This is a genomic window from Paraburkholderia sp., from assembly GCF_036488505.1.
Lineage (GTDB): Bacteria > Pseudomonadota > Gammaproteobacteria > Burkholderiales > Burkholderiaceae > Paraburkholderia.
Map to the genome: position 1 here is coordinate 1 of NZ_DASXHN010000493.1, position 22,393 is coordinate 22,393.

At 64.9% G+C, this 22,393-nt stretch carries 22 protein-coding genes and 2 pseudogenes; 14 read left to right on the top strand and 10 right to left on the bottom strand.

The features are described 5' to 3' along the window. On the top strand, nt 1–413 hold a 413-nt coding region (gene zapE, locus VGH68_RS28110; RefSeq protein WP_331607004.1), incomplete at its 5' end, for a cell division protein ZapE. 171 nt (nt 414–584) lie between these two features. After that, a complete protein-coding gene (locus tag VGH68_RS28115; protein ID WP_331607005.1) occupies nt 585–1,043 on the top strand; it encodes a transposase in 459 nt (152 codons plus the stop codon). Nucleotides 1,044–1,241: 198 nt separating this feature from the next. Here VGH68_RS28115 and VGH68_RS28120 read toward each other — a convergent pair whose 3' ends face one another. Continuing rightward, complete coding sequence (locus VGH68_RS28120; RefSeq protein WP_331607024.1) at nt 1,242–1,745, bottom strand: DUF2147 domain-containing protein; 504 nt, start codon at nt 1,743–1,745, stop codon at nt 1,242–1,244. 529 nt (nt 1,746–2,274) lie between these two features. On the opposite strand from VGH68_RS28120, the gene VGH68_RS28125 reads away from it, so the two are divergent. Beyond that, nucleotides 2,275–3,000: a DUF2968 domain-containing protein gene (locus tag VGH68_RS28125; protein ID WP_331607006.1), complete on the top strand. Its 726-nt coding sequence runs from the start codon at nt 2,275–2,277 to the stop codon at nt 2,998–3,000. A gap of 431 nt (nt 3,001–3,431) precedes the next feature. Here the strand turns inward: VGH68_RS28125 and VGH68_RS28130 are convergent, their stop codons facing one another. Then, entirely contained in the window at nt 3,432–3,623 is a 192-nt protein-coding gene (locus VGH68_RS28130; RefSeq protein WP_331607007.1) for a hypothetical protein, read from the bottom strand. Nucleotides 3,624–3,919: 296 nt separating this feature from the next. Between VGH68_RS28130 and VGH68_RS28135 the strand changes: the two genes are divergently transcribed. Next, entirely contained in the window at nt 3,920–4,147 is a 228-nt protein-coding gene (locus VGH68_RS28135) for a hypothetical protein (protein ID WP_331607008.1), read from the top strand. A 92-nt stretch (nt 4,148–4,239) separates the two neighbouring features. Here the strand turns inward: VGH68_RS28135 and hfq are convergent, their stop codons facing one another. Then, nucleotides 4,240–4,731, bottom strand: coding sequence for an RNA chaperone Hfq (gene hfq, locus VGH68_RS28140; RefSeq protein WP_331607009.1), 492 nt, complete (start codon nt 4,729–4,731; stop codon nt 4,240–4,242). 365 nt (nt 4,732–5,096) lie between these two features. Here hfq and VGH68_RS28145 point away from each other — a divergent pair, with 365 nt between their 5' ends. From VGH68_RS28145 to VGH68_RS28165, 5 genes are all read left to right on the top strand, one after another. Further along, nucleotides 5,097–5,234, top strand: a complete 138-nt coding sequence (locus tag VGH68_RS28145; RefSeq protein WP_331607010.1) for a hypothetical protein — start codon at nt 5,097–5,099, stop codon at nt 5,232–5,234. Nucleotides 5,235–5,260: 26 nt separating this feature from the next. Continuing rightward, nucleotides 5,261–5,821 (top strand): sigma-70 family RNA polymerase sigma factor, encoded by a 561-nt coding sequence (locus tag VGH68_RS28150; RefSeq protein ID WP_331607011.1) that lies wholly within the window; start codon nt 5,261–5,263, stop codon nt 5,819–5,821. Further along, entirely contained in the window at nt 5,821–6,804 is a 984-nt protein-coding gene (locus VGH68_RS28155; RefSeq protein WP_331607025.1) for an anti-sigma factor, read from the top strand. Before VGH68_RS28150 ends, VGH68_RS28155 begins: the two co-directional genes overlap by 1 nt. Nucleotides 6,805–6,937: 133 nt before the next feature. Next, the gene (locus tag VGH68_RS28160) at nt 6,938–8,515 is read left to right on the top strand and encodes an FAD-binding oxidoreductase (RefSeq protein ID WP_331607012.1); all 1,578 of its coding nucleotides are present in this window, start codon (nt 6,938–6,940) and stop codon (nt 8,513–8,515) included. 124 nt (nt 8,516–8,639) lie between these two features. Next, nucleotides 8,640–9,074, top strand: coding sequence for a hypothetical protein (locus tag VGH68_RS28165; protein WP_414697003.1), 435 nt, complete (start codon nt 8,640–8,642; stop codon nt 9,072–9,074). A gap of 60 nt (nt 9,075–9,134) precedes the next feature. On the opposite strand, the gene VGH68_RS28170 is transcribed toward VGH68_RS28165, so the two are convergent. The 6 genes and pseudogenes from VGH68_RS28170 to VGH68_RS28195 form a co-directional block, all read right to left on the bottom strand. Then, nucleotides 9,135–10,049: a DUF1571 domain-containing protein gene (locus VGH68_RS28170; protein ID WP_331607014.1), complete on the bottom strand. Its 915-nt coding sequence runs from the start codon at nt 10,047–10,049 to the stop codon at nt 9,135–9,137. Between the two features lie 112 nt (nt 10,050–10,161). Beyond that, nucleotides 10,162–11,949 (bottom strand): AMP-binding protein, encoded by a 1,788-nt coding sequence (locus VGH68_RS28175; RefSeq protein WP_331607015.1) that lies wholly within the window; start codon nt 11,947–11,949, stop codon nt 10,162–10,164. Between the two features lie 82 nt (nt 11,950–12,031). Beyond that, nucleotides 12,032–12,316 (bottom strand): annotated as a pseudogene (locus tag VGH68_RS28180) (acetyl-CoA C-acyltransferase); the annotation flags it as partial. 42 nt (nt 12,317–12,358) lie between these two features. Beyond that, nucleotides 12,359–13,300 carry a MaoC family dehydratase gene (locus tag VGH68_RS28185; RefSeq protein WP_331607016.1) on the bottom strand — a complete coding sequence of 314 codons (942 nt, stop codon included), beginning with the start codon at nt 13,298–13,300 and terminating at the stop codon, nt 12,359–12,361. Nucleotides 13,301–13,308: 8 nt separating this feature from the next. Then, nucleotides 13,309–13,488 (bottom strand): annotated as a pseudogene (locus VGH68_RS28190) (Rossmann fold domain-containing protein); the annotation flags it as partial. Between the two features lie 469 nt (nt 13,489–13,957). Next, entirely contained in the window at nt 13,958–15,205 is a 1,248-nt protein-coding gene (locus VGH68_RS28195; protein ID WP_331607017.1) for an MFS transporter, read from the bottom strand. A 395-nt stretch (nt 15,206–15,600) separates the two neighbouring features. Between VGH68_RS28195 and VGH68_RS28200 the strand changes: the two genes are divergently transcribed. Next, nucleotides 15,601–17,010 carry a 3-deoxy-D-arabino-heptulosonate 7-phosphate synthase gene (locus tag VGH68_RS28200; protein WP_331607018.1) on the top strand — a complete coding sequence of 470 codons (1,410 nt, stop codon included), beginning with the start codon at nt 15,601–15,603 and terminating at the stop codon, nt 17,008–17,010. A gap of 112 nt (nt 17,011–17,122) precedes the next feature. Here the strand turns inward: VGH68_RS28200 and ppk2 are convergent, their stop codons facing one another. Beyond that, on the bottom strand, nt 17,123–17,938 hold the full coding sequence (gene ppk2, locus VGH68_RS28205; protein WP_331607019.1) for a polyphosphate kinase 2: 816 nt from the start codon (nt 17,936–17,938) through the stop codon (nt 17,123–17,125). A 407-nt stretch (nt 17,939–18,345) separates the two neighbouring features. Between ppk2 and VGH68_RS28210 the strand changes: the two genes are divergently transcribed. The 4 genes from VGH68_RS28210 to VGH68_RS28225 all read left to right on the top strand — a co-directional run bounded on the left by VGH68_RS28210 (nt 18,346) and on the right by VGH68_RS28225 (nt 22,313). Beyond that, on the top strand, nt 18,346–18,933 hold the full coding sequence (locus tag VGH68_RS28210) for a BPSL1445 family SYLF domain-containing lipoprotein (protein WP_331607020.1): 588 nt from the start codon (nt 18,346–18,348) through the stop codon (nt 18,931–18,933). 638 nt (nt 18,934–19,571) lie between these two features. Continuing rightward, nucleotides 19,572–21,026, top strand: a complete 1,455-nt coding sequence (locus tag VGH68_RS28215) for a sensor histidine kinase (protein WP_414697004.1) — start codon at nt 19,572–19,574, stop codon at nt 21,024–21,026. Next, a complete protein-coding gene (locus VGH68_RS28220) occupies nt 21,023–21,649 on the top strand; it encodes a response regulator transcription factor (RefSeq protein WP_331607022.1) in 627 nt (208 codons plus the stop codon). Before VGH68_RS28215 ends, VGH68_RS28220 begins: the two co-directional genes overlap by 4 nt. Before the next feature lie 259 nt (nt 21,650–21,908). After that, nucleotides 21,909–22,313 (top strand): response regulator transcription factor, encoded by a 405-nt coding sequence (locus VGH68_RS28225; RefSeq protein WP_331607023.1) that lies wholly within the window; start codon nt 21,909–21,911, stop codon nt 22,311–22,313. Nucleotides 22,314–22,393 lie beyond the last annotated feature (80 nt).

Here is a 22,393-nt window from a genome sequence, read left to right on the forward strand (position 1 = left end):
TCGCCGCGGTGCCCGACGAGAGTCCGCTGCTGCATATCGAGAAGCGCGAACTGAAAGCGCTGCGTCGCGCGGACGGGGTCGTCTGGTTCGACTTCGCGACGCTGTGCGGCGGCCCGCGCTCGCAGAACGATTACCTCGAACTGGCGAGCCGCTTTCACGCGGTGATTCTGTCGGACGTGCCGCAGATGTCGGTGCGCATGGCGTCGGAGGCGCGCCGCTTCACGTGGCTGATCGACGTGTTCTATGACCATAAGGTGAAGTTGCTGATGTCGGCCGCGGTGCCGCCGGAGCAACTGTACGTCGACGGTCCGATGGCCAACGAATTCACGCGCACCGTGTCGCGCATCGTCGAGATGCAATCGAAAGAGTATCTCGACGCGCCACGCCGGATCGTCGATACGTCGCTGACGTGAGCCGGCTCGCGTGAGCGCCGCGTCGAGCTACCCAAGCGACGCGGGCAACCGCACGTGATGGATCGCTCACCTGATCAATCAGGCGACGCCTTTTCAAGATTCAGAGTGGTCTGATATTCCGCGCGGGGCTGGATGGCTATCTTTTGTCGTGGTTCCGACAAAGGAGGGAGCATGAAGCCATACAGCGATATCACCGATGAACAATGGCGGCGCGTGGCGCCGCTACTGCCCGAACTGCGTCCGCGCGCGGAATTGCGTGGCCGGCCGCTTGCCAATACCCGCGCGGTACTTAATGGCGTGCTGTGGGTCATGTATAGCGGCGCCACCTGGTCCGCGTTGCCGCGCAAGTACCCGTCGTATCAAACCTGTCATCGCCGCTTCAAGTCGTGGTACGAAGCCGGCGTACTCAAGCATGTCACCCGGCAGTTGCTCGGTGCTTCGAGCGAAGAACTCTGCGGCTTGATGGAGTCGCGCATGCGCACGCATGTGAGTGCGCAACGAAAGCGCGCAGCGGCAAAACGCGGCCGCGTCGTGGTCCGGGTTCCATCGCGCGCGCGCAAGGCGACAACCGCTACGTCGGAGGCTTCATCGCCGTTTGCCTTCGCAGAGTCGCTCAAGCAGGCAGCGTAACCATCCCGAACAGCTCGCTTCAAACAAAGACGGCCGGCGATCCTGATCGCCGGCCGTCTTTTTACGCGTGTTATCCGCTATGTTGCGGGTTTCTTCGTCCGCTCCTGCGCGGCACAACGCGCTACCGTCGCGAAATTATGCGCAACTGCGATGCGGCATGACCAACCGCGCGGCTCGTCACCTGCCACGCCTCGCACGTCATTGCTGTCGAACCCACGTCTGCGACCGGCCCAGCAGCGCCACGCCAATATAGCCGCGCACCACCAGCTTATTGCCGCCGTCTTCGAGATGCATCTTGCATTTGTAGACCTTGCCGTTTTCCGGGTCGAGAATCCGCCCGTGGTCCCACGCGTCGCCATCCCTTTTCATGCTGTCGATGATCGTCATACCGAGAACCGGTTGATCCTTGCGCGCGTCCGTGCATTGGGTGCAGCGGCGATCGGGCTGGTTATTCGCGCCAAGCCCCTTGATCACCTTGCCGCTCAATTCACCGTCACCGCCCTGCGTGATCTGCACGAGCGCCTTGGGCTCGCCGGTCTGATCGTCGATCGTTTGCCATGTGCCGACCGGCGTATCGGCCTGCGCTACTGCGATGACGGCGCTGGCAAGCAGCGCGCAGGCGAGCGCGGCGTGGCGGACGGTGCGCAGCGCGCTTGCGCGGGCACGATAGGCGGGGCGGGCACGGTGGGCGAATTGCGCCATTGTCTTCCTCCTTGATGAGAGACCGCGCGATCGTGGTCGCCCGGCGTTCTGAGCATCGCGGACGGTCTTGCGCCGCTGTCCTTCGATGCGGGACGATGCCGGCGCGGGCGCCGTTTGCATCGTCAGCGCAGGATACGCGAAACTACGCACGCAGTTTGATAAGGGTGCTTCTAATCGGCACGCGCCATTTTTGGAGCCGTCAATGCGACTGGCTGCCGAGCGTGGCATCGACAGGCGGGCAGCCTGATGGACTTTCGGCCAGGGCATCGCGGAGCGCGCCTTCGACTGACAGACCACGGCCATAGCAGCGCCATCTGAAATCCAAAAGCGAGATGCTATCGCTGACAGCAGCCACGGCGACCGCGTGCCCGCGCGCCGATGCACGCCCGCCAGCTCGAACGACGGATCCCGCGTCAATGCGTGGTCGGCCGCGGGGTTTGCAAATTCTTTACGAAGAACCCGAAACTCGCGAAAGTGCGCAATAATGCCCCGTTTGTCATAAAACAAAAACTGTACAAGCAGGAATCACATGGACCAAAAGTCAAAGCTACGAGATATCGCTCTAGCCGCATGCATCGTACTGGGGGCCGTTCAAGGCACGAATGCACAGGCACTGCAGAACAGTGGCGGGAGCACCGCGGTCGTGTCCCAGCCAGGTACGACGGCCGCGTTGCCGGACACATCGCAGGCCGCCCCGGCGAGCCAGACGGAGACCACCGCGCTGACGCCGGATGAAACCCGGCAATCGGCTGCGGGCAACGTCGTCGAACTGCAGCAAATGATCCACGGTTCGGATCTGAGCGAGTTGCGCACCACGTACAACGGCAGCTACGGCGCGAGCCTGCTGTTCTACGGCAAGGAGATGACCTACTACGTCGCGCTATTCCAGCAGAAGAATTTCTGGCGCGTAATCAAGACGCAGGACGCGACGCGCGCCGATCTGATCTACAAGGATTTCGTGCGGCAGACGCTGCAACTGTCGGATGTTGAAATCCGCCGTACGCAACTCGAAGCGCAGAAGGCGTTCACACAGCGCATGATCGCGCTGTCGCAGGATCGCGCGAGCCGCCTGCAGGCCGATCTCGATGTCGCGCGTCAGCAGCAGAGCATCGTCGACAGCGACCAGCAGCAAAAGCATGCCGAGGCGGCGGCGCTGGCGCAGCAGAAGGTGGCCGCGCAGGATCAGTTGCGCGCGTCGCAGCGTCAGGTGCGCTCGCTTCAGCGTCAACTCGAGAGCGGCCTGCCGCTACATTGAACGCGCTGCTGTAAGCAGCGGCGGATCGACCGGGTGAGTGCTTGAAGGTGCCGCCCGGTTCGTCGGCGGTACGCCCCGCGGCGGTTATCCGGTGAGCGTGCGGCGAAGGGGCTCGACGGGTTTGCTGCTTCGCGCGCGGTCGTCCGCGGTTCGGCTACCCATTCGGTATCTTCACGTCGACCTGCGCGCTCGCCGCGCGTCTGCCGTGATTTCGTCACGTGCCCGCTTCTCGCGCCGCCCGACCATTCCTTCCTTTCCTCAGTACCCGCGAAGGCGGCGTGCCACTGCATCGCCGCCACGTTCGCGATATCTCAATCTCACGATTTTTGACGCCGCCGCCGACGCTTCACGGCGTCGTCGTCACGGATCGCCGCGAACGGCTAACGGATCGCGCGTGACCGACTGTGTCGCGAGACGCGACGCGACCAGCGTCACTGCCGCTTGCGGTTCTCCGCCGTGGCTTTGCGTATGCGCGCGCGATGCGGGTCCGCGATGTCGACGGCGATCGGATCGCTGGCAGGGAAGCTTTCCATCAGCGCTTCGTCGAGCCGGGCATCGAGGGTGTCGAGCGGGCCCGGCCGAGTACGCGTGGCCTGGGACGGACGATCGCTTTTGCGGGTCATGACACGCTCCATCGGTAGAGGATGAGTCTGTCATTCAGCATAGTGCATCCGGCGGCCGGCGCGCATCGGCCGCATGGCCTGGCTGCCTCGGCTGGCACCGGTTTGAAAAGCAGCCTGCATCGATTCGTTCTCCGTGTGTCCGCTCAGAGAACCGCACAGAGCGAGCCGTACCGCCAGCCCGCCAATCAATCCTCCGGCCGCGCGCAGCCGGGTACAGCCGCAAACGGATCATCACACGGACCCGCCGCCGGCAGGATCCGAACGACCACTCACCGAAGCACACGACAGCGAATCACATGAACGGGAAAAAACCTGCGCATGCGCGGCGGCTGCTCGCATCGCGCGCCGTGCAAGCCGAACTGGAACATCTGGATTGGGCAACGAAGCAACCGGCGGTGCACATGTTCGACGCCGGTTATTGGCGCCGTCGCGTGCTGGCGGTCAATGGAAGATTTGAACTGACGGAGCAGCAGGTGAGGCAGGTGGAGAAAATCCTCCAGCGGCTCGGCCAGTCCGCTGACTAGCCTTGGCGCCGCCGGCACTGCCTGTTCGCTGTTTGATGAGTGGGCTGATCCGCCGCGTCGTTCGCGGCGTGATTCACGCCGTTATTCGCAATTTATTCGCTGTTGCCGCCAGAGTTGCCGGCACCGCCGTGGTTGCCACCGTGATTGCCGCCGTGATTGCCACCGTCGCCACCGGTGCCGAACAGACGCCGGCGGCGCGTGACGACGACCGGGCCGTCCGACGTGCCGCTGCCGCGCTCCGACGCCGGCCGGTCCGAAGCCGGTGCGCCGTACGATTCGCGCGGCTCGCGCGGTTCACGATGCTCGCGCGAACCGTGCGGCCCGCGTGAGCCGTGCTCGCCATGCGACGTTCGCCCGGCACGCGGCGCCGGACGGGTGCCGGTGTCGAGTTGGATCGTGGAGATCGCGCGCTTGTAGATGCCTTGCAGGCCGACCGGCGTGCGCAGCATCACGAGGTACTGATCGAACGACTCGATGCATCCGGTCAGGCGGATGCCGTTGACCAGATAGATCTCGACGCGCTTTCGTTCCTTGCGCGCGGCGTTCATAAAGTCGTTTTGCGGATGCGATTCTGCTGAAGCCATGGACAGTTCGGATTAGATAGACGGTGATTCGCCGCGATTCTACCCTTTCTGTTCTGTGCGGGGGCGGAACGCGTCGACGGCGCGAGCTTTGTTCACTATAGCGGCTTGTGAGCACATAAGCATCCGATAACGGCGCGCTGTAACCTCGAGTTACGAATCTGCTCGCCAATGGCGTTTTTGTCCTGCCTCTCGAGGCCTGCCCGCGGCGCTGGCGGAAGCGTTAAACAAACAGTTAAAAACGTTCGAGAAAACTCTTGAAGCAGCAGTGGAATAAACAGTCCGTTGCGTGCGTTATGCCCAGTATGGTTACGCCGCACGTCGCGGCGTGCCGCCCGGTTAGCCGGGCATCCCCCAGGAGGCTCACGATGAAAGCATCCCGTTTCTTGTCGGCGGTTTTCGTGCTGCTTGCGCTTGGCTTCGGCACACTCGCGACCAGCGCCTGTACGACGGCTGACAACAGCGCGTCAGGCACGAGCGGTAACAGCAGCGGTGGCGGCTACTAAGCGCGCAACCAGGCTTTGAACACCGGGTGACATTCGAAGCGGAAGTGATTGCGTGGCTCCCGCAGCTGCGTCGCTATGCGCGCGCGCTGACGGGCGATCACGCCTGGGCCGACGACCTCGTGCAGGATACGGCGGAGCGTGCGCTTGCGCGCTGGTCGGCGTTCCGGCCGAACAGCAATCTGCGTGCGTGGCTGCTGACCATCCTGCGGCATCTGTATATCGACCAGCTGCGCGGGCGCCGCGAGATCGCCGTCGACGACGAAAGCGCACCGTGGCGCAACCTCGAGGCGCCACGCGGCGACGTCGACGGTCTGGTGCTGCGCGATGTGCAGCGCGCGCTGTATTGCCTGCCGCTCGAACAGCGCGAAGTGCTGCTGCTCGTGTGCGTCGAGGAACTCTCGTATCAGGAGGCGTCGAGCGCGCTGGGCGTGCCGATCGGCACGGTGATGTCGCGGCTCTCGCGGGCCCGCGAGCATATGCGCGTGCTGCTGGGCGAGGGGCCGCAGGAGCCGCTGCGGGGAGAGAACGCGGGGACCGCGGGGGCGGCCTCGAAGGTCGCCCCGCTGAAAGTGGTGAGAAACCGATGATGAACAACGACGACTACGACTCCGGCTTGCCCGAAGGGCTCGATCTGCGAGCGCTGTCGGCGTATGTCGACGGTGAATTGCCGCACGCGCAGCGCGCCGAGGTCGAAGCGCAACTCGACGCGCATCCGCAGGCTGCCGCGCGGGTGGCAGCTTGGCGCGCGCAGGCGGCGGCGCTGCGCGCGCTGTGCGGCGCGCCGCGTCGCGACGGGCACAACGCCGGCGCAGCACGTGAAGCCCATGAAGCACGCGAAGCGCAGGCAGGTCACGATGCGCACGGCGGCCGGAGCGCCGCCGATACCGGCGAGCGCGAGCGGAGCGCGCCACACGCGCCAGCGGACGAACCGGCGTTCATCATCGTGCGCCGCGCGCGGCCGTGGTGGCAGCGCGCCGGGCTCGCCGCCTGCTGGCTCGCTGCCGGCGCGGGGCTCGCGCTGGCGCTCGGCCCGCTCGCGCCGCGTCTGACGGGCGGCGCGTGGGATGGCGCATGGCGCCGCACAGGCAGCCAGCCGGCCGGCTTCGCGCAGCGCGCCGATATCGCGTACGCCGTCTACTCGCCGGAGCAGCGTCATCCGGTGGAAGTCGCCGCGAGCGAGGAGGCGCATCTGGTCGCGTGGCTGTCGAAGCGGCTGAACCGGCCGCTGTCGGTGCCGTCGTTGCAGGAGTATGGTTACTCGCTGGTGGGCGGGCGGCTGTTGCCCGGCGAAGCGGGGCCGGCCGCGCAGTTCATGTACGAAAACCGGGCCGGTGCGCGTCTCACGCTCTACGTGACCGGCATGTCGCGCGACGAAACCGCGTTCCGGCTGTTCCGCGACGGCAGTCGCCGCACCTTTTACTGGATCAACAACGGGATGGGCTATGCGCTGTCCGGCGCGATTGCCGAGGACAAGCTGCGCACGATGGCGATCGACGTATGCAGCGAACTGGGCGGCAAACCGGAGAAGTGGCATGACGAGACCGGCGGCAGCGGCGGCAGCGGCGGGTAGCGCGGCGCGCGCACCGCAGTCCCATTGATGCCCGCTACCGGCCTGCAGGCCGCGCCGGCGACGCTGATGCAATAGCGCGGCGAGCCGCCGCGTTGCGTGAACCGGGTGCGCCCGCCTCCGTCAAGGAGACCCATTGTCCCCAACCCTGCCGCCGAAGCTTTCCGCCGCGCAGTTCGAGCGCGCGCTGGCCGAGTGGCGCGCGGTGCTCGGCGCTTCGCACGTCGTCACATCCGGCGCTGGCCTCGCCGCCTACCTCGATCCGTTCGCGCCCGGCGAACGCGGCGCGTTTGCCGCGAGCGCGGCGTTGCTGCCCGCGTCGGTCGACGAGATCCGCGCGCTGTTGCGCATCGCCAATCAATACCGTATCCCGCTGTGGACCGTGTCGACCGGACGCAATTTCGCGTATGGCGGCGCGGCGCCGCGCCTTGCCGGCTCGGTCGTGCTCGATCTGCAGCGGATGAACCGCATCCTCGAAGTCAACGAAACGCTCGCGTATGCGCTGGTCGAGCCGGGCGTCAGCTATTTCGATCTGTACGCGCATCTGCGCGACAAGGGTTACAAGCTATGGATCGATCCGCCCGCGGCCGGCTGGGGCAGCGTGGTCGGCAACACGCTCGAGCGCGGCTTCGGCTATACCGACTACGGCGACCACGCGGGCGCGCAATGCGGGATGGAAGTGGTGCTCGCCAATGGCGACGTGCTGCGCACCGGCATGGGCGGCGTCGAGATCGGCACCGCGTGGCAGCTGTATCAGCCGGGCTACGGCCCGTCGTTCGATGCGCTGTTCATGCAGTCGAACTACGGCGTGGTCACCAAGCTCGGCGTATGGCTGATGCCGGCGCCGCCCGCCTATCTGCTCGGCGAAATCCAGTTCCGGCACGAGGCCGACCTCGAAGCGATTGTCGAGATCCTGCGGCCGCTGCGGCTCGACGGCACGATCCGCAATCACGCGGTGATCGAGGGGGGCTTGCGCCGCGCGGCCGGCCTGTCGGCGCGCCGGCAGTGGTACGACGGCGACGGCGCGATGCCCGAGAGCGCGGTGGCCGCGATGCTCGACAAGCTCGGGGTCGGGCGTTGGAACCTGCATTTCGCGCTATATGGCACGCCGGACGTCATCGACGCGCGCTATGCACTGATGGAGCGCGCGTTCGGGCGGGTGCCGCAGTCGCGGCTGATGGCGGCGCGTTACGCGGGCGACGCGCAGCCCACCGGCGGCGGCGATCGCAATATGGCCGGCATTCCCGCGATGACCGCGTTTCGGATGCTCGACTGGCGCTGCGGCGCCGGCGCGCACGTCGATTTCGCGCCGATCTGTCCGGCTACCGGACGCGACGCGCTGCGGCAATACACGATGGTGAAGGCGCGCGCGGCGGAATACGGCTTCGATTACTACGGCGGCTTCACGGCAGGCGAGCGTCATCTGCATCACATCTTCGCGGCCATTTTCGATCGCGACGACCCGATTCAGGTCGAACAGGCCGGCCAGTTGCTGCGCTCGCTGATGAGCGACGCGCGCGCGGCCGGGTATGGCGAATATCGCGCGCATCTCGCGTATATGGACTTCGCCGCCGCGCAATACAGCTTCAACGATGGCGCGTTGCTGCGGCTATCGGAAACGATCAAGGACGCGCTCGATCCGAACGGCATTCTCGCGCCGGGCAAGCAGGGGATCTGGCCGGCCGCGTGGCGCGACCGGCGAGGGTACACGTGAGGTGAGCGCGTGCGTGTGCCGGCTTCGACGCGAGCCGGATTAATGCGCGAGCCAACGTATGACGGCAAATTCACGACCCAGACTCGCAACCCGGACTCAAAACCGACCGACAGTACCCAACACCATGGACCGGCGCACTTTCATGCTCACAGGCGCGTGGCTATCGACGGCCGCGGGCAACGCATGGCCGTGGCTCGCGCGGGCCGCCGCAGGAGCCGGCGAAGCACGCGCGTTCGCGATCGTCGACTCGACGCTGAGTTGCGGCGCGTCATTCGCGCGCTATGCGGCGCAATGGCGATTACCAACCTTCGAAGCCGGCGATGACATCGGTGCGCTCTGGTTCTCGACACTCGCGCCGCTGCTCGACGATCGCGTAGTAGCGCGCGCCGCGCCGTCACTGATCGGCTTCACGCGCCCGGCCGATTACTTCATCCTGCGCCATCTCGCGATCCCCACCGGACGCTTCGACGAGCACAGCCACGAACAGCGCGCGGGCTCGCGCGCGCAGCCGGCGTACGTGGCCTTCGCGCTGATGCCGCGCGTGCCGCCTCGCGCATGACGCGACGCGACGCCCACCGCAGCACCCCACGACCGCCTCCCGTCAGCCCCGTCAGCCCCACTAGAACTTATACGACTTGTTGTCCGGATCGAAGGTCGCATCGTCGAAGCTCTTCGGCGTGATGTTTTCGAATACGATGCGCTCGAACAGCTTGCCGTCGTTGTCATAAGACTCGACGCTGCGGAAGAACGGATGCCGCAAATCCAGCCCCAGCGTTTCCTTTTTCGCGTAGAACTGCGGCTGTCCGGTCGGCGTTTCGAACGTGAACGCGACGACGCGCACGCCGTCGATGGTTTTCACGCCGATCCGGGTCGAACGCGGCAGGCCGCTCTCGGCGTACTTCTTGCCTTCGCTCAGGTACTGATCGGCGATGTACTGGGTGCCGAGATCGCGCACGTCGTGATTCGACTGCGAGCGCGCGAGCGCGCCCGTCAGCGAGGTCCACAGCGGCATCACGTTCATGATGCCGCCGAGGTGACCATAGAGCTCGTCGCTGCGCTTGGACTCGTCGTAGATGATTTCCTGACCCGCGTGCGCGCCGTCGGGCAGCCACTTCGCGTAGATCCGCAGCGGATCGTGCGCGATCCTCACCAGCATGTGATCGGGCTTGTCGGGCCACTGGCCGTGAATGCGCTCCGAGCGCGACATCGTGAGCTCGTACGACGGGTAGTCGTTCGGGCCTTCCTTGATGTAGCGCGGCAACGTAAGCGGATCGAGCGACTGGAATAGCTGGACCAGTTGCGCGTCGTCGAGCTGTTCCAATGCGCCGCTTTGCTGCGCGGCGCGCAGCCATTTGACCTGCTGGTCCAGCGTGAGCTTGCCGACTTGCGCGGCTGCCGTGACCGGTGGCGCGGGGGGCGGCTTGACTGCGCTCGCGGAGTCGAGCGGCGGCGGTTTGTCGTCGTTCTGCGCGAACGCGGCGGGTGCGCACAGGAGCGCCGCGCTCGCGAGCAGCGCGGCGCCCGCCTCACGCATCCAAATCCACCGGCGCTGCGAGTCACCCGATATGCGATGCTTCATAAGCCTTCCTCCAGAAAAGCGGCGTGGCCAATGATGATCAAACGCACTGGCGCAAACCGTATTCCAGTCAGGCCGACTTCTGCTTCGCGAGTTCCTCGTCGCGCAACGCGCGGCGCAGGATTTTGCCGACATTGGTTTGCGGCAGCTCGTCGCGAAACTCGACGAGCTTCGGCACCTTGTAGCCGGTCAGATTCTTGCGGCAGTGCGCGATCACCTGTTCGGCGGTGAGAGCCGGATTGCGTCGCACGATAAATACCTTCACGCGCTCGCCCTGCGCCGGATCGGGCACGCCGATCGCCGCGACTTCGCGCACGTCCGGATGCGCGGCGATCACATCCTCGATTTCATTCGGATAGACGTTAAAGCCCGACACGAGAATCATGTCCTTCTTGCGATCGATCAGCCGGATAAAACCGCGCGAATCCATGATGCCGATATCGCCGGTCGCAAACCAGCCATCCGGGTCGATCGCCTTCGCGGTTTCGTCGGGCCGATTCCAATAGCCTTTCATCACCTGGGGGCCCTTCACGCAAAGCTCACCCGCCTCGCCGATGTTCGCCCAGCTGCCGTCATCCTTTCTGAAGCGCACCTGGGTGGACGGCGCGGGCACGCCGATCGAGCCCTCGAAGTCGCGCGGATGGGTCACGTCGACCGGATTCATCGAGACGATCGGCGAGCACTCGGTGAGACCGTAGCCTTCGAGGATCGGCTGGCCGGTCACCGCCTTGAAGCGAGCGGCGACCGCTTGTTGCGTGGCCATCCCGCCGGCCATCGCCAGCTTCAGGCTCGAGAAGTCGCGCGCGCGAAACTCGTCGTTGTCGAGAAACGCGTTGTACAGCGTATTCACCGCGGTCATCGCGGTGAATCTTTCGTGACGGATGATCATCATCACGCGCTTCACGTCGCGCGGGTTGGCGATCAGGATATTGCGCCCGCCGAGCCCCATGAAGATCAGCGCGTTCACCGTCAGCGAGTAGATGTGATAAAGCGGCAGCGGTGTGAGCACCGTTTCGCCTTCGCCGGAAAGCTGGCCGGCGGCCCACACCTTCGCCTGCAGCAGATTGGCGACGATATTGCGATGCGTGAGCATCGCGCCTTTCGCGACGCCGGTGGTGCCACCCGTGTATTGCAGAAACGCGATGTCGTCATGACGCGCGCGCACCGGCTTCAATGAGCGCGCGTAGCCAATCGACAGCGCCCTCAGTAGCGGCACCGCGTGCGGCAGCTGGTAGGCGGGCACGATCTTTTTCACGTGACGCAGCACGAAATTGAGTAGACGTCCCTTCGGATTCAGCCCGTTGGCGAGCAGATCGCCGAGACCGGTCACGATCACATTGCGTACCTTGGTGCCCGGCAGAGCGTCTTCGAGCGTCTTCGCGAAATTTTCGAATACGACGATCGTGCGCGCGCCGCTGTCCTTCAACTGATGGGCGAGCTCGCGCGCCGTGTAGAGCGGATTCACGTTGACCACCACGCCACCCGCCTTGATCGCGCCGAACAGCGCGACCGGATACTGGAACGTGTTCGGCAGCATGATCGCGACGCGTTCGCCGGGCTCCACGCCGATGCTTTGCAAATACGCGGCAAACGCGTTTGCCTTGCGGCCCAGCTCGCCGTACGTGAGGCTCGCGCCGACGCTCACATAGGCGACGCGCTCGCGGAACAGCGCGATGCATTCGTCGAAGAACTGGCCGATCGATTCGTATTGCGTGACGTCGATTTCACGCGGCACGCCGGCGGGGTACGACGCATACCAGATGCCGTCGGTGTTCGGCGCGGCGCGTGTGGCCGGGCCGGGAGCATGCGTGCTGGTATCGCTGGCCGGCTGCGGCGGCGCCTGGTTGGGCTGGTTCATCAGTGGTCTCCTTCAAGCGATAGCTTTCTCTGTGTGGATCTCGCGTGGGAGCGCACGGCGGCACACATTCGCGCCTGCCGCGCTAGCGCTCCAGACTCGCGACCACGCGCTGGCCGCCCGCCGCGCAGATCGACATCAGCCCCCGCGCGGTGCCGGGCGGTTCATCCAGTTGTGCGAGCATTTTCGCCGGACTCGCGACGATGCGCCTGCCGGTCGCCGCGCACGGATGGCCGGCCGCGAGCGACCCGCCGTTGACGGTCAGTTTCGCGCGGTCGATTGCGCCGGGCGGCCCGGGCAAGCCGAGCCGCGCGCGGCAATATTCGTCATCCTGCCACGCCGCGAGCGTGCATGGCACCTGGGCCGCGAACCCAATGAGCCAGCAGCGCGATGCGGGTGGAGTGGCCCGGTCTCATTGCAGCCGCCATTGCATGCGCGCGCGCAAATGGGGCTTTTCACCGGCGCTGTCGCGCACCTCCAGATCGCGCTCGATCAGCGACGGCGACGCGCTCCACAACGACGCCTCGCCCGGCAGCGGTATCGGCAGCTTGAATTCGGCGGCGACGCTTGCTTCGGCGAGCGGCTTCGGCGGCTGCAGCGCCGACGCAGCGCGCGCAAGCGTCCACATCCCATGTGCGATCGCGCGCGGAAAGCCGAACGCTTTCGCCGACAACGCGCTCAGGTGAATCGGGTTGTAATCGCCGGACACGCTCGCGTAATCGCGACCCAGCTGCGGCGCGAGCTGCCAGCGCGCGATGCGTTGCAGCGCGTCGGCGCCAGGCACGAGCGCGAGCGGTTGCAGCGGGTTGCCGATCGCGGGCACCGCGCGTTTCAGGTACACGCTGTCGCCGTCCCACACCGCTTCGCCGCGCCGGTAGATGCGCGTATGCACGACGAACGCCTGGCCCTTGTGGTGACGCAGCAGCGCGCCGAATTCGACTTCGACGCGCAACAGATCCTTGTACCCGAGCGGCCGGCGCAGGCGTACGTGATTCGCGATATGCACGAGCCCGAGCGCGGGCCATGGAAACGCCGGGTCGGTCAGCATCAGCAGATGCAGTGGAAACGCGAGCAGGTGCGGATAGGTGAGCGGCACCCCATGCTCGGGGATAAAGCCGCACACGCGCGCATAGCGCCATATCGGGCCGGGCTCGAGCACGACGGTGGGGCGCACGAGCCGCAAAGCGGGCAGCGCGCTGTCGCGCCCGCGCTTGATGACGCCGGACAGCGCGCGCGCATACAGCTTCGCCGGCGCGGGCAGCGTGTCGACGACGACGGTTTTCGGCCGCGCGCCGTCGCCGCCCGGCCGAGGCGCGGCATGATGGCCGCCGAACGGATCACGCGGTTCGTTCATGCCCATCGTTACGCTCCGGTCAGGCATTGACCGCACACCCGCACGGTCTGGCCGGTCACGGCCGCCGAGCCCGGATGCGCGAGCCAGGCGATCGTCTGCGCGACAGCGACCGGCTGGCCGCCCTGGCGCATCGCGTTGATGCGGCGGCTGGCCTCGCGGATCGCGAGCGGAATTTTCGCGGTCATTTCAGGTAGGCGTCGTTCATGTGGGTGGTTGCTCCCGCTGGACTGCGCGGCCGTGGCAGGTGTGCGTCGACGGTGTTCGGCACGATGCGTCCTCGTAGCAACCTGCGGGACGTTCCATTTTGAGAATCCCGAGCGTGTGTCAGTGTGCCTTGAGTTACATGTATCGGGTGATTTTGCCGCGCTGCCCCGTGAGTTTTGTGTGCGCTGGCGCCCGACTCCGAAGCGCTCGGGGGCCGCACGCGCGCCGTCATCAAAGCACAAGCTCACGCGCCTTCTCAAGCGCCTCGTTGCGTTTGCGCAGACCGGCCAGCATGTCTCTGCATGGCGCGCGAACTGTCATGTCGCGCGGCAAATAAAAAGGCCGTTCCGAATCGATCGGAACGGCCTTTCATTGCGCGGCCCATTCAGTTCGAACGCTCGAAGCCTTTTTTCAACGGCTTCACGCGCGCGGTCAAAGCACCTTCCGCGGCGCTCAGACCTGGCCGCCGACCGCGCCGCCCGGATGCGCGGCGCCCACTTCGCGCGCGGACTGCGTCATATCGATACCGCGGCGCTCGCGGCTAAACGGAATCAGCACGCAGATCGCGACTGCGACGATGCCGATCACGACCGCCATCACGAGCGCGTAGTTGTTGCCGTGGATCTCGGCGATTTTCGCTTGCAGCGGGCCGTTGACCGACGCGATCAGATTGCCGAGCTGATACACGAGACCCGGGAAGGTCGCGCGGATTTCATCGGGCGAGATTTCGTTCAGATGCACTGGAATCACACCCCATGCACCCTGCACCGAAATCTGCATCAGGAACGCGCCGAGCGCGAGCAGCACCGGCGTGCTCGAGAATGCCCACAGCGGCAGCACCGGCAGCGCGATCAACGCGGCGATGAAAATCGCCCGTTTGCGGCCGATCTTCTCCGACGCCCAGCCGAAGAACAGGCCGCCGATGATCGCGCCGATATTCAGCGTGATCGTGATCCACGACACCGTGTGCGCGTCGAACTTGTGCTGCACGCGCAGGAAGGTCGGATACAGATCCTGCGAGCCGTGCGAGAAGAAGTTGAACGCGGTCATCAGGATGATCGCGTAGATCGACAGGCCGACGTTCCGCTTGAGCGTCGCGACGAGGCCCGGACGCGCCTTCTTCTCGAGCGTCTTGAATGCGGGCGATTCCGGCACGTGCGCGCGGATATACAGCACTAGCAGCGCGGGCAGCACGCCGACGAAGAACATGCCGCGCCAGCCGATGTATTGATAGAACAGGCCGAACACGATCGACGCGAGCAGGTAGCCGCTCGGGTAGCCTGCCTGCAGCAGACCGGAGACGATGCCGCGCGATTTCGGCGGCACGGTCTCCATCGTCAGCGCGCCGCCCACGCCCCATTCGCCGCCCATCGCGATCCCGAACAGCGCACGCAGGATCAGCAGCGTCATCAGGTTCGGCGACAGACCGGACAGCAGTTCGAGCAGCGAGAAACACGCGATGTTGACCATCAGCGTCGGACGGCGGCCGTATTTGTCGGCCAGCCAACCGAACAGCAATGCGCCGAGCGGACGCATCATCAGCGTGAGCATGATCGCGACCGCCACGGACGGGATGTCCGTGTTGAACTCCTGCGCGATATCTTTCAATACGAACACCATCAGAAAGAAATCGAAGGCGTCGAGGGTCCAGCCCAGATAGGCGGCGATCGTGACGTTTCTCTGTTCCCGTGTCCAGCTCATTGATTGTTCTCCCGAGTCTGCAGAAATCCGCGTTTGACGGCGGACGGCTCTGTCGTTGCTGCGCCCTATGGGGGGCGCTTCGGGGCGAGTGTACGCCGAGCGTTAAGCGCTTGCATGATTGAACCCGCTTTTATCGGTGTTAATCCTGGCAGCACTTTTCGTGCTGCATCCGCAGTGCAGGCTTAATGTTGGCTTGCTGTAATGTTCATGTTGAAAACCTACGAATCCTGATTGCTGTTTGTAATGCCTCGATCGCTCGGCTGAGCGCATTTTCGGTCTCCGCTCACGCGCTTTCTGTTTGCGTCGCCGGTTGCGATGTCGATCGTTCGAATGCAAGCAGGCAAGCGGCATGCCCGTTGCTGGTTTCGCGACGCCATTCACGCTACGCTTGCCGTATGCCGACTCCCGCCCTATCCGTGCCGCCATCGCCTTCGTTGCTCGACGAGACACTGAGGGTGGTGGCGCGCCGCTATCGCGTGCCGGCGCACGTGAGCGCGTCCGCGGCAACGCTGCAAGCGAGTCCCGCGACGGCGCTCGTGCTGGCGATCGAACAGGCGCGCGCGGCCGTGGCTCGCGGTGACGCACCGGCCCCGGCAATCCGCGATGCGTTTATCGACGCGCTTGCGCGGATGATTCGCGAGGCGCTGCGCGACGAATCCGCGGACCCGGTCTTTCAGGCGATGCTGCTGCGCCATCGCACCGCCGTGATACGCGAGTATGCATCGCTGGCCGCGCATGCCGAGCGGGATCGCCGCCTGATTCATGCGACCGTCAATGCGATCGCACATCCGGCCAAACAGCAGCGCGCGCGATCGGAGCCGCAACGTGACGCGTTGGCGCGGCTGCATGCATGTGCGTCGTCCGAAGCGTGGTCCGCGCTTGACGATGCCGTGCGGCAGTTCATCGACACGCCGGAGATCGCGGACCCATTGCCGCTGCAGCGCGGGCTCGCGCAGTTGCTGGAGAACCCCGCATTGCAACGCTTGCGACGCCTCGATGCACTGGCCTGCGATGAGCGCGTGCGTCATTACCAGTCGCTGTGGGATCGTCAGGGCCCGCGCCCGGGCAGTTCGCTCGCCTTGGCGCGCGGCTTGAGCGCGAAGCAGCGGGGCGCCGCCGTCGAAGCATTGGCGAGCCGCGCGCTCGACACACTGGCACGGCACCTGAACGACGCCGAGCGCGCGTTCGCTTCATACCGGGTCGTGAACTCGATGCGCGTGCCCGCGTCGATTCCCGCGAGCCACGAACGCGCGAAGACCGAATGGGACGTGGTGCTGCTCCGGCAGGCAAAAACGCCGGATCAGAGCGCGGCGTGGGACGTCTGCCTGCTGGTCGAAGCGAAGGCTTCCGCCGATTCCGCCACCACCGATTTTCCGCGGCTATTGCGCGGCCTCGAACTGCTCGCGCATGCCGGCCACGACACCGTTTATCCGTTTCGCACGCAACAGGGAACGGTGTATCTGAACGGCGCTTCGCTGCGCGCGCTGCGCACCGATGACGCCAGTCTCGCGAGAACCGTGCTCTATTGCAGCGATGCGGGTGCCGAAGCGGCGCCGCGTGTGCTCAGTGCGGCGAGCCGGATGCAGCTGTTGTCGGCGCTGGCCAGTCTGCAATTCGCCGGTGCGCTCGTCGACGGACGCGAGCCCGCCGCGATCGACCTCGAGCCTGTCTGGCATCAGTTGCTGGCATCGCCAAGGTGGCGCCCCGTGCTGAACCAGTACGCGACGCTGCGCCAGGTGCGCGAGCTGATGGTGCACGCGCAAGACCTTCAGGCGGCGGTCGCCATTGCGGCGGGCAATGGCTGACAACGGTCGATCGCGGCGGGCACCGATCGGGCACCGCGTGCCCGCACGCCGGTTTGGCCCGGCCGTCACGTCGACCGCGTTGACCGGTGCACTGGCCGCAGCACTCGCCGCATCAGAACCGTTCGGCTATGTGTTTGAACGGATAGTCCGGCGCCAGATAGCCATCCGGCTTCTGCCGCTTCGGCAGCGTCACTTTCCTGCGCGGCATCGCCTGATACGGAATTCTGCTCAGCATGTCGCTGAGGATATTGAGCCGCGCGCGCCGCTTGTCGTCCGAATTGGCGACGTGCCACGCAGCAAACTCGGTGTCGGACGCCTCGAACATCGCGTCGCGGGCACGCGAGTAGTCGTACCAGCGGCTGTACGACTTCAGGTCCATGTCGGTCAGTTTCCACGTTTTGCGCCCGTCATGGATGCGCTCGTTGAGCCGGCGTGTCTGTTCGTCGGCGCTGACTTCGAGCCAGTATTTGAGCAGGATGATGCCGGAGTCGACGATCGCCCGTTCGACTAGCGGCACCGCCTCGAAAAAGGCTTTCACTTCCGCGTCCGAGCAAAAGCCCATCACGCGCTCGACGCCCGCGCGGTTGTACCAGCTGCGATCGAAGATCACCACTTCGCCGGCGGCCGGCAGGTGCGGCATATAGCGTTGCAGATACATCTGGCTCTTTTCGCGCTCGCTGGGTGCGGGCAACGCTACGACGCGGAACACGCGCGGACTCACGCGCTCGGTCATCGCCTTGATCGTGCCGCCTTTGCCCGCGCCGTCGCGTCCTTCGAAGACGATGCAGATCTTGCTGCCCGTTTGCACGACCCATTCCTGTAGCTTGACCAGTTCGACATGCAGATCGAACAGCGCGTTGCGGTACGCCTTCGGCGACAAGGACCGGTCTTTCACGGGCACGTCGCTGTCCAACGTCGTCTTGGCCATGGTCCTGTCTCCTCGCGCGCGATCGTGCGCCCGATTGCCTGATCACGTGCTTGATCACATGCGTCATCACGTGCGCCGTTGCCGGGCGCCCGTTCCATAAGTTACGACGCGGCGTGCGGCAAGGCCATACGACCTTGGTCCAATATCGGCTCCGCACCCGTGCGTACGCATGCGTGCCGATGTGTCGCGCGCCCGCGGTTGTAAGACCAAGGTCCGATTGCCCGGCTGGCTCGCCGTGACATCATGTAACCGGAAGCCTTGCCGTCCGGCACACGCGCGTGACGCGCAGCTGAGCATGCACCTGAACGCCGAAGGTTGCGGCGTCCCGATGTGCGGCTAGCGTTATGCGGTGTGCGGCTGGAGACAGCCACCGGCGAGTCGCGTGATAAACAGAACGGAGGTCGATCGTGAAAAGAAGGGACTTTGTACAAACGCTGACATTGTCGACCCTTGCCGCGAGTCTCGCGCTGGCGGGCTGCACGACGACTACGGGAAGCGGCGAAAGCGCGGCCACCGACGCGTCGAAGCGGCAGCAGATCGATGCGGCGGTCGACGGCACGCTGTCCAAACTGTTCAGCACGGTGCAGGGCTCGAAAGAACTGGTGTCGAAGGCTCAAGGGGTGCTGGTCTTTCCGTCGGTCAAGAAAGCCGCGTTCATTGTCGGCGCCAACTATGGTGAAGGGGCGTTGCGTATCAATGGCATGACAACCGGTTACTACAGTACCGCCGCCGCGTCATTCGGATTTCAGGCGGGCGTGCAGTCGACCGCGGTCATCTTCCTGTTCATGACGCACGATGCGCTCGAGGAGTTCCGCAGTGCGAAGGGCTGGTCGGTGGGCGGCGATGCGTCGGTTTCCGTCGCGAAAGTCGGCGCGAACGGCGCGCTCGATACCACAACCCTCAACTCGCAGGTCGTCGCGATCGTCATGACCAATGCGGGTTTGATGGCGGACCTGTCGCTCGCCGGCACCAAGGTGACGAAGCTCGATCTGTAGCGCGTTGGGTGTGCGTCCTTGATGGGGGATGCGCGGTACGAGGGCAACGGATCGGGACAACCGGCACTGTGCATGTTCGTGCGAACCGTCATCGCATCAGAGCCACGTCGTGCGCGCGGCCGCGCGTATCGGATGGGTGCGAAGCACAGGTTTTCCGCGCGACGCGTTGGCATGTGCGCGCATTGCGCCTTTTTCATGCGGTGCCCGTTGCGCCGCGTCACGCCGGTAACGAGGCGGCTGTACTCGGCGTTCTACAACCGTTCGCGGCCGGTGGGGGCGATAATCGACGTCGATTAATGCCGAATGAATTTACGATTGCCACGCGAGAATTGATCCTTCGGGTTTAAAAAGCGTTGTATCCGTTTACAACCAAAAAATCAAAGCGTCCGAAAGAATCGCATATCTCCCGTCAAAACGGACAAACGGCATCGGCTGGCGGAAAATGCATAAAATTTTTTCGCGGAAAGCCGAATAGTTCCGGAAGAAAATACGTCCTGCAGACGGTAATTGATTTCCCATCGCCTATACTGCCTATCTGTAAGAGCCGCAAAAAAATATGCCTCAGCCTTACCCACTTCGATCCTGAGATAAGGACGTCGCGGTTGTGCAAAGCCGTTGGTACCGACGCGGAGATACCGATGCTCAATCTGATCGTGCACGGCAGAAATCTGGCAATTGGCGTGGCGGGCGTATTAACGGCGTTATATGCGCAGGAACGCCAACTCAAGGATTTTTCTCCGGCCCCGGATACTCGCCGTATCAATCATCCCCCGATTCACGAATACGGCATTTCCGGTTCAATGCCTTTCTGGCATTTTCCCTCGCGGTTGCCTTGCGATGACGCCGGCCTGGCGGACAGACGGGCGCCCACTGACGACGAGCCGGCCATGTCGCTACCCGCGTGGCGCCGTTATGCCGACGCATGCGCGTCATGGCTGCACCCGGCGCACGCGCGCAGCGCTCGCCGCATGCTCGATGTCAGAACGCCGCTAGCGCAGACACTTGAACTGTTGCCGGTCTCGATCATCACCGTCGATCAGCGCGACCAGATCGTTTTCGCCAACGCGCGTGCGGCAAAACTGTTCGGGTATACCAGCGACGAACTGGTGGGCGCATCGGCCGGCGTGCTGTTTCCGATTCATGGCGGCGGCGCTGGCAATCCGCCGGGCGATGAGCGCGGCGCGGCGAGAAAAAGCCCAGGCGGCGCGGCTACCCAGAGTCTGCTCGCGCGGCGGCGCGACGGCGTGAGCTTTTCCGCCGACACAGAAACGACGCAATGCCGGGTCTTCGATCAGGTACTGCGAATCACCGCGATCTCGGCGTGCAGCACCGCTGCCGAGACGGACCGCAATTCGAGAGACCTCGTGCATCTGGCGCGCGCGTCGTCGTTGGGCGAACTCGCCGGCTCGCTCGCGCATGAGTTGAAGCAGCCGCTCACCGCGATCCTGTTCAACGCGCAGGCAGCGAAGAAATTCCTCGATTCCGACAAGGCGAATATGGCCGAGCTTCGCGAAGCGCTCGACGATATCGTCGCCGACAATTGCCGCGCGAACGACGTGCTGCAGAAGATTCGCGCATTGGTGCGCAAGGGCGACATCGACTTGCAACTGCTCGACGTCGGCAGCGTCGTGCGCGACATCGGGCTGCTCGTGCATAGCGATGCGTTGACGCGCGGCGTGCGCACGAGCTTCGATATCGCCGAAAACCTGGCGCTGGTGTGCGGCGACAAGGTGCAGCTTCAGCAGGTGGTCCTCAATCTGTTGCTGAACGCGTTCGATGCGCTGAAGGATTGCGATCCGGCCGACCGCGTCGTCGAGACCAGCGTGCACGAAGACGCTCAAGGCAATCTGCGCATCACGGTGAAGGACCGGGGGCAGGGCCTGACCGTCGACAATACGGAGAAGATTTTCCGGCCGTTTTTTACCACCAAGCCGCAGGGCCTCGGGCTGGGATTGTCGATCAGCCGCACCATCGTCACCGCTCACCAGGGGCGGTTATGGGCGGAAAACAACCACGGCAAGGGCGCGTCGTTTCACGTCACGTTGCCGCGCACGCCCAGCCTGCGGCAAAGCCCGCTGCCGCAATCGTCATGAGCCCGGGGACCGCACCGCGGGTTTTTGTCGTCGACGACGACGACAGCGTGCGCGGCGCGCTGGCGAGGCTGCTGCGCGCGTCGGACTATCAGGTGGAGTGCTTCGACAGTCCGCAGGCCTTTCTGGAGCGGGCCGATCTCGCGAGTCTGCCCGCGTGCCTCGTGCTCGATCTGCAGATGCCCGGCATGACCGGGCTCGAGGTGCAGCGCCAGCTCGATCAACGGCTGCCGATCGTGTTTCTGACCGGCCACGGCGACATGAACTCCGGCGTCGAAGCGATGAAAAGCGGCGCGCTCGACTTTCTGCCGAAGCCGGTGTGCGAAGCGGAGCTGCTCGCCGCGGTCGAGCGCGCACTCAGGCGTGCGTGCTTCGAGAGCCGGCTGCGCCACGAGCGCGCGGAGATCGAGGAGCGCATGAGCCATCTGACTCGCCGTGAGCGCCAAGTGATGGAACTGGTCGTCACCGGCCGACTGAACAAGCAGGTCGCCAGTGATCTCGGCGCGGCCGAGAAGACGATCAAAATTCATCGCGCGCGGGTGATGGAGAAGATGAAAGCGAAATCGATCGTCGATCTGGTCCAGCTCGTCGCGAAGGCCGGCGCAGGCCCGGCCGACGAAGAATAGCGGCCGGCGTTTATCCGCCGTCGCCGCAACGCGGTCGGGCCCTGTCACGCTCGCCGCGCTCGTCGTGCCGATGCCGTGCCGATGCCGTGCCGATGTCGTGCCGATTTCGACACGTGGCCGGCCGGCGCGAGCGCGCGATCCGCATCAGCAAACCTCGATGACAGGTGGACCAAAGTCCTATATCTCATTCGGGTGACAACCGTTAGGCTAAAGCGTCGATAGTCTAATCGCCCGAACCATTACGTGGTCGCGCTGTTATATGGTCAACCCCAACCAGATCGTTGCCGTCGTCGATGATGACGAGTCGGTTTGCCGGGCCATCAAGCGTTTGTTGCATTCCGAAGGGATCAGGGCGGAGACTTTCCCGAGCGGTGACGAGTTTCTTAATACGCTGGCGGCCATTCCGTCGTACCGGCCCGCATGCGTCATCCTCGATGTGCAGATGCCCGGAATCAACGGCCTTGAAGTCCAGCGCCAACTCGCGAAGACGGGCGTGCCCATCATCATGATCACGGCCTACGACGATCTTGCCGTGCGCCAGGCCGCGCTCGCATCCGGCGCGGCGGCGTATCTGCGCAAGCCGTTCAACAGCGCGATCCTGTTCAAGGCGGTCGAGATGGCGATAGCCGGCTCGTCGCCGGCATCGCCGCCGCCGGCGCCTTGACGCTGGCCTCCGGCTGCGGCGCCGCGTCGCCAGGTCCACGCGCTCATCCCGCGCCGGGTGCCACGCGCGCGTTGTCCTCC

Coding starts and splice junctions, on each gene's coding strand:
- VGH68_RS28115 (WP_331607005.1), top strand. CDS start 585: ATGAAGCCATACAGCGATATCACCGATGAACAATGGCGGCGCGTGGCG.
- VGH68_RS28120 (WP_331607024.1), bottom strand. CDS start 1,745: ATGGCGCAATTCGCCCACCGTGCCCGCCCCGCCTATCGTGCCCGCGCA.
- VGH68_RS28125 (WP_331607006.1), top strand. CDS start 2,275: ATGGACCAAAAGTCAAAGCTACGAGATATCGCTCTAGCCGCATGCATC.
- VGH68_RS28130 (WP_331607007.1), bottom strand. CDS start 3,623: ATGACCCGCAAAAGCGATCGTCCGTCCCAGGCCACGCGTACTCGGCCG.
- VGH68_RS28135 (WP_331607008.1), top strand. CDS start 3,920: ATGAACGGGAAAAAACCTGCGCATGCGCGGCGGCTGCTCGCATCGCGC.
- hfq (WP_331607009.1), bottom strand. CDS start 4,731: ATGGCTTCAGCAGAATCGCATCCGCAAAACGACTTTATGAACGCCGCG.
- VGH68_RS28145 (WP_331607010.1), top strand. CDS start 5,097: ATGAAAGCATCCCGTTTCTTGTCGGCGGTTTTCGTGCTGCTTGCGCTT.
- VGH68_RS28155 (WP_331607025.1), top strand. CDS start 5,821: ATGAACAACGACGACTACGACTCCGGCTTGCCCGAAGGGCTCGATCTG.
- VGH68_RS28165 (WP_414697003.1), top strand. CDS start 8,640: ATGGACCGGCGCACTTTCATGCTCACAGGCGCGTGGCTATCGACGGCC.
- VGH68_RS28170 (WP_331607014.1), bottom strand. CDS start 10,049: ATGCGTGAGGCGGGCGCCGCGCTGCTCGCGAGCGCGGCGCTCCTGTGC.
- VGH68_RS28175 (WP_331607015.1), bottom strand. CDS start 11,949: ATGAACCAGCCCAACCAGGCGCCGCCGCAGCCGGCCAGCGATACCAGC.
- VGH68_RS28185 (WP_331607016.1), bottom strand. CDS start 13,300: ATGAACGAACCGCGTGATCCGTTCGGCGGCCATCATGCCGCGCCTCGG.
- VGH68_RS28195 (WP_331607017.1), bottom strand. CDS start 15,205: ATGAGCTGGACACGGGAACAGAGAAACGTCACGATCGCCGCCTATCTG.
- VGH68_RS28200 (WP_331607018.1), top strand. CDS start 15,601: ATGCCGACTCCCGCCCTATCCGTGCCGCCATCGCCTTCGTTGCTCGAC.
- ppk2 (WP_331607019.1), bottom strand. CDS start 17,938: ATGGCCAAGACGACGTTGGACAGCGACGTGCCCGTGAAAGACCGGTCC.
- VGH68_RS28215 (WP_414697004.1), top strand. CDS start 19,572: ATGCTCAATCTGATCGTGCACGGCAGAAATCTGGCAATTGGCGTGGCG.
- VGH68_RS28220 (WP_331607022.1), top strand. CDS start 21,023: ATGAGCCCGGGGACCGCACCGCGGGTTTTTGTCGTCGACGACGACGAC.
- VGH68_RS28225 (WP_331607023.1), top strand. CDS start 21,909: ATGGTCAACCCCAACCAGATCGTTGCCGTCGTCGATGATGACGAGTCG.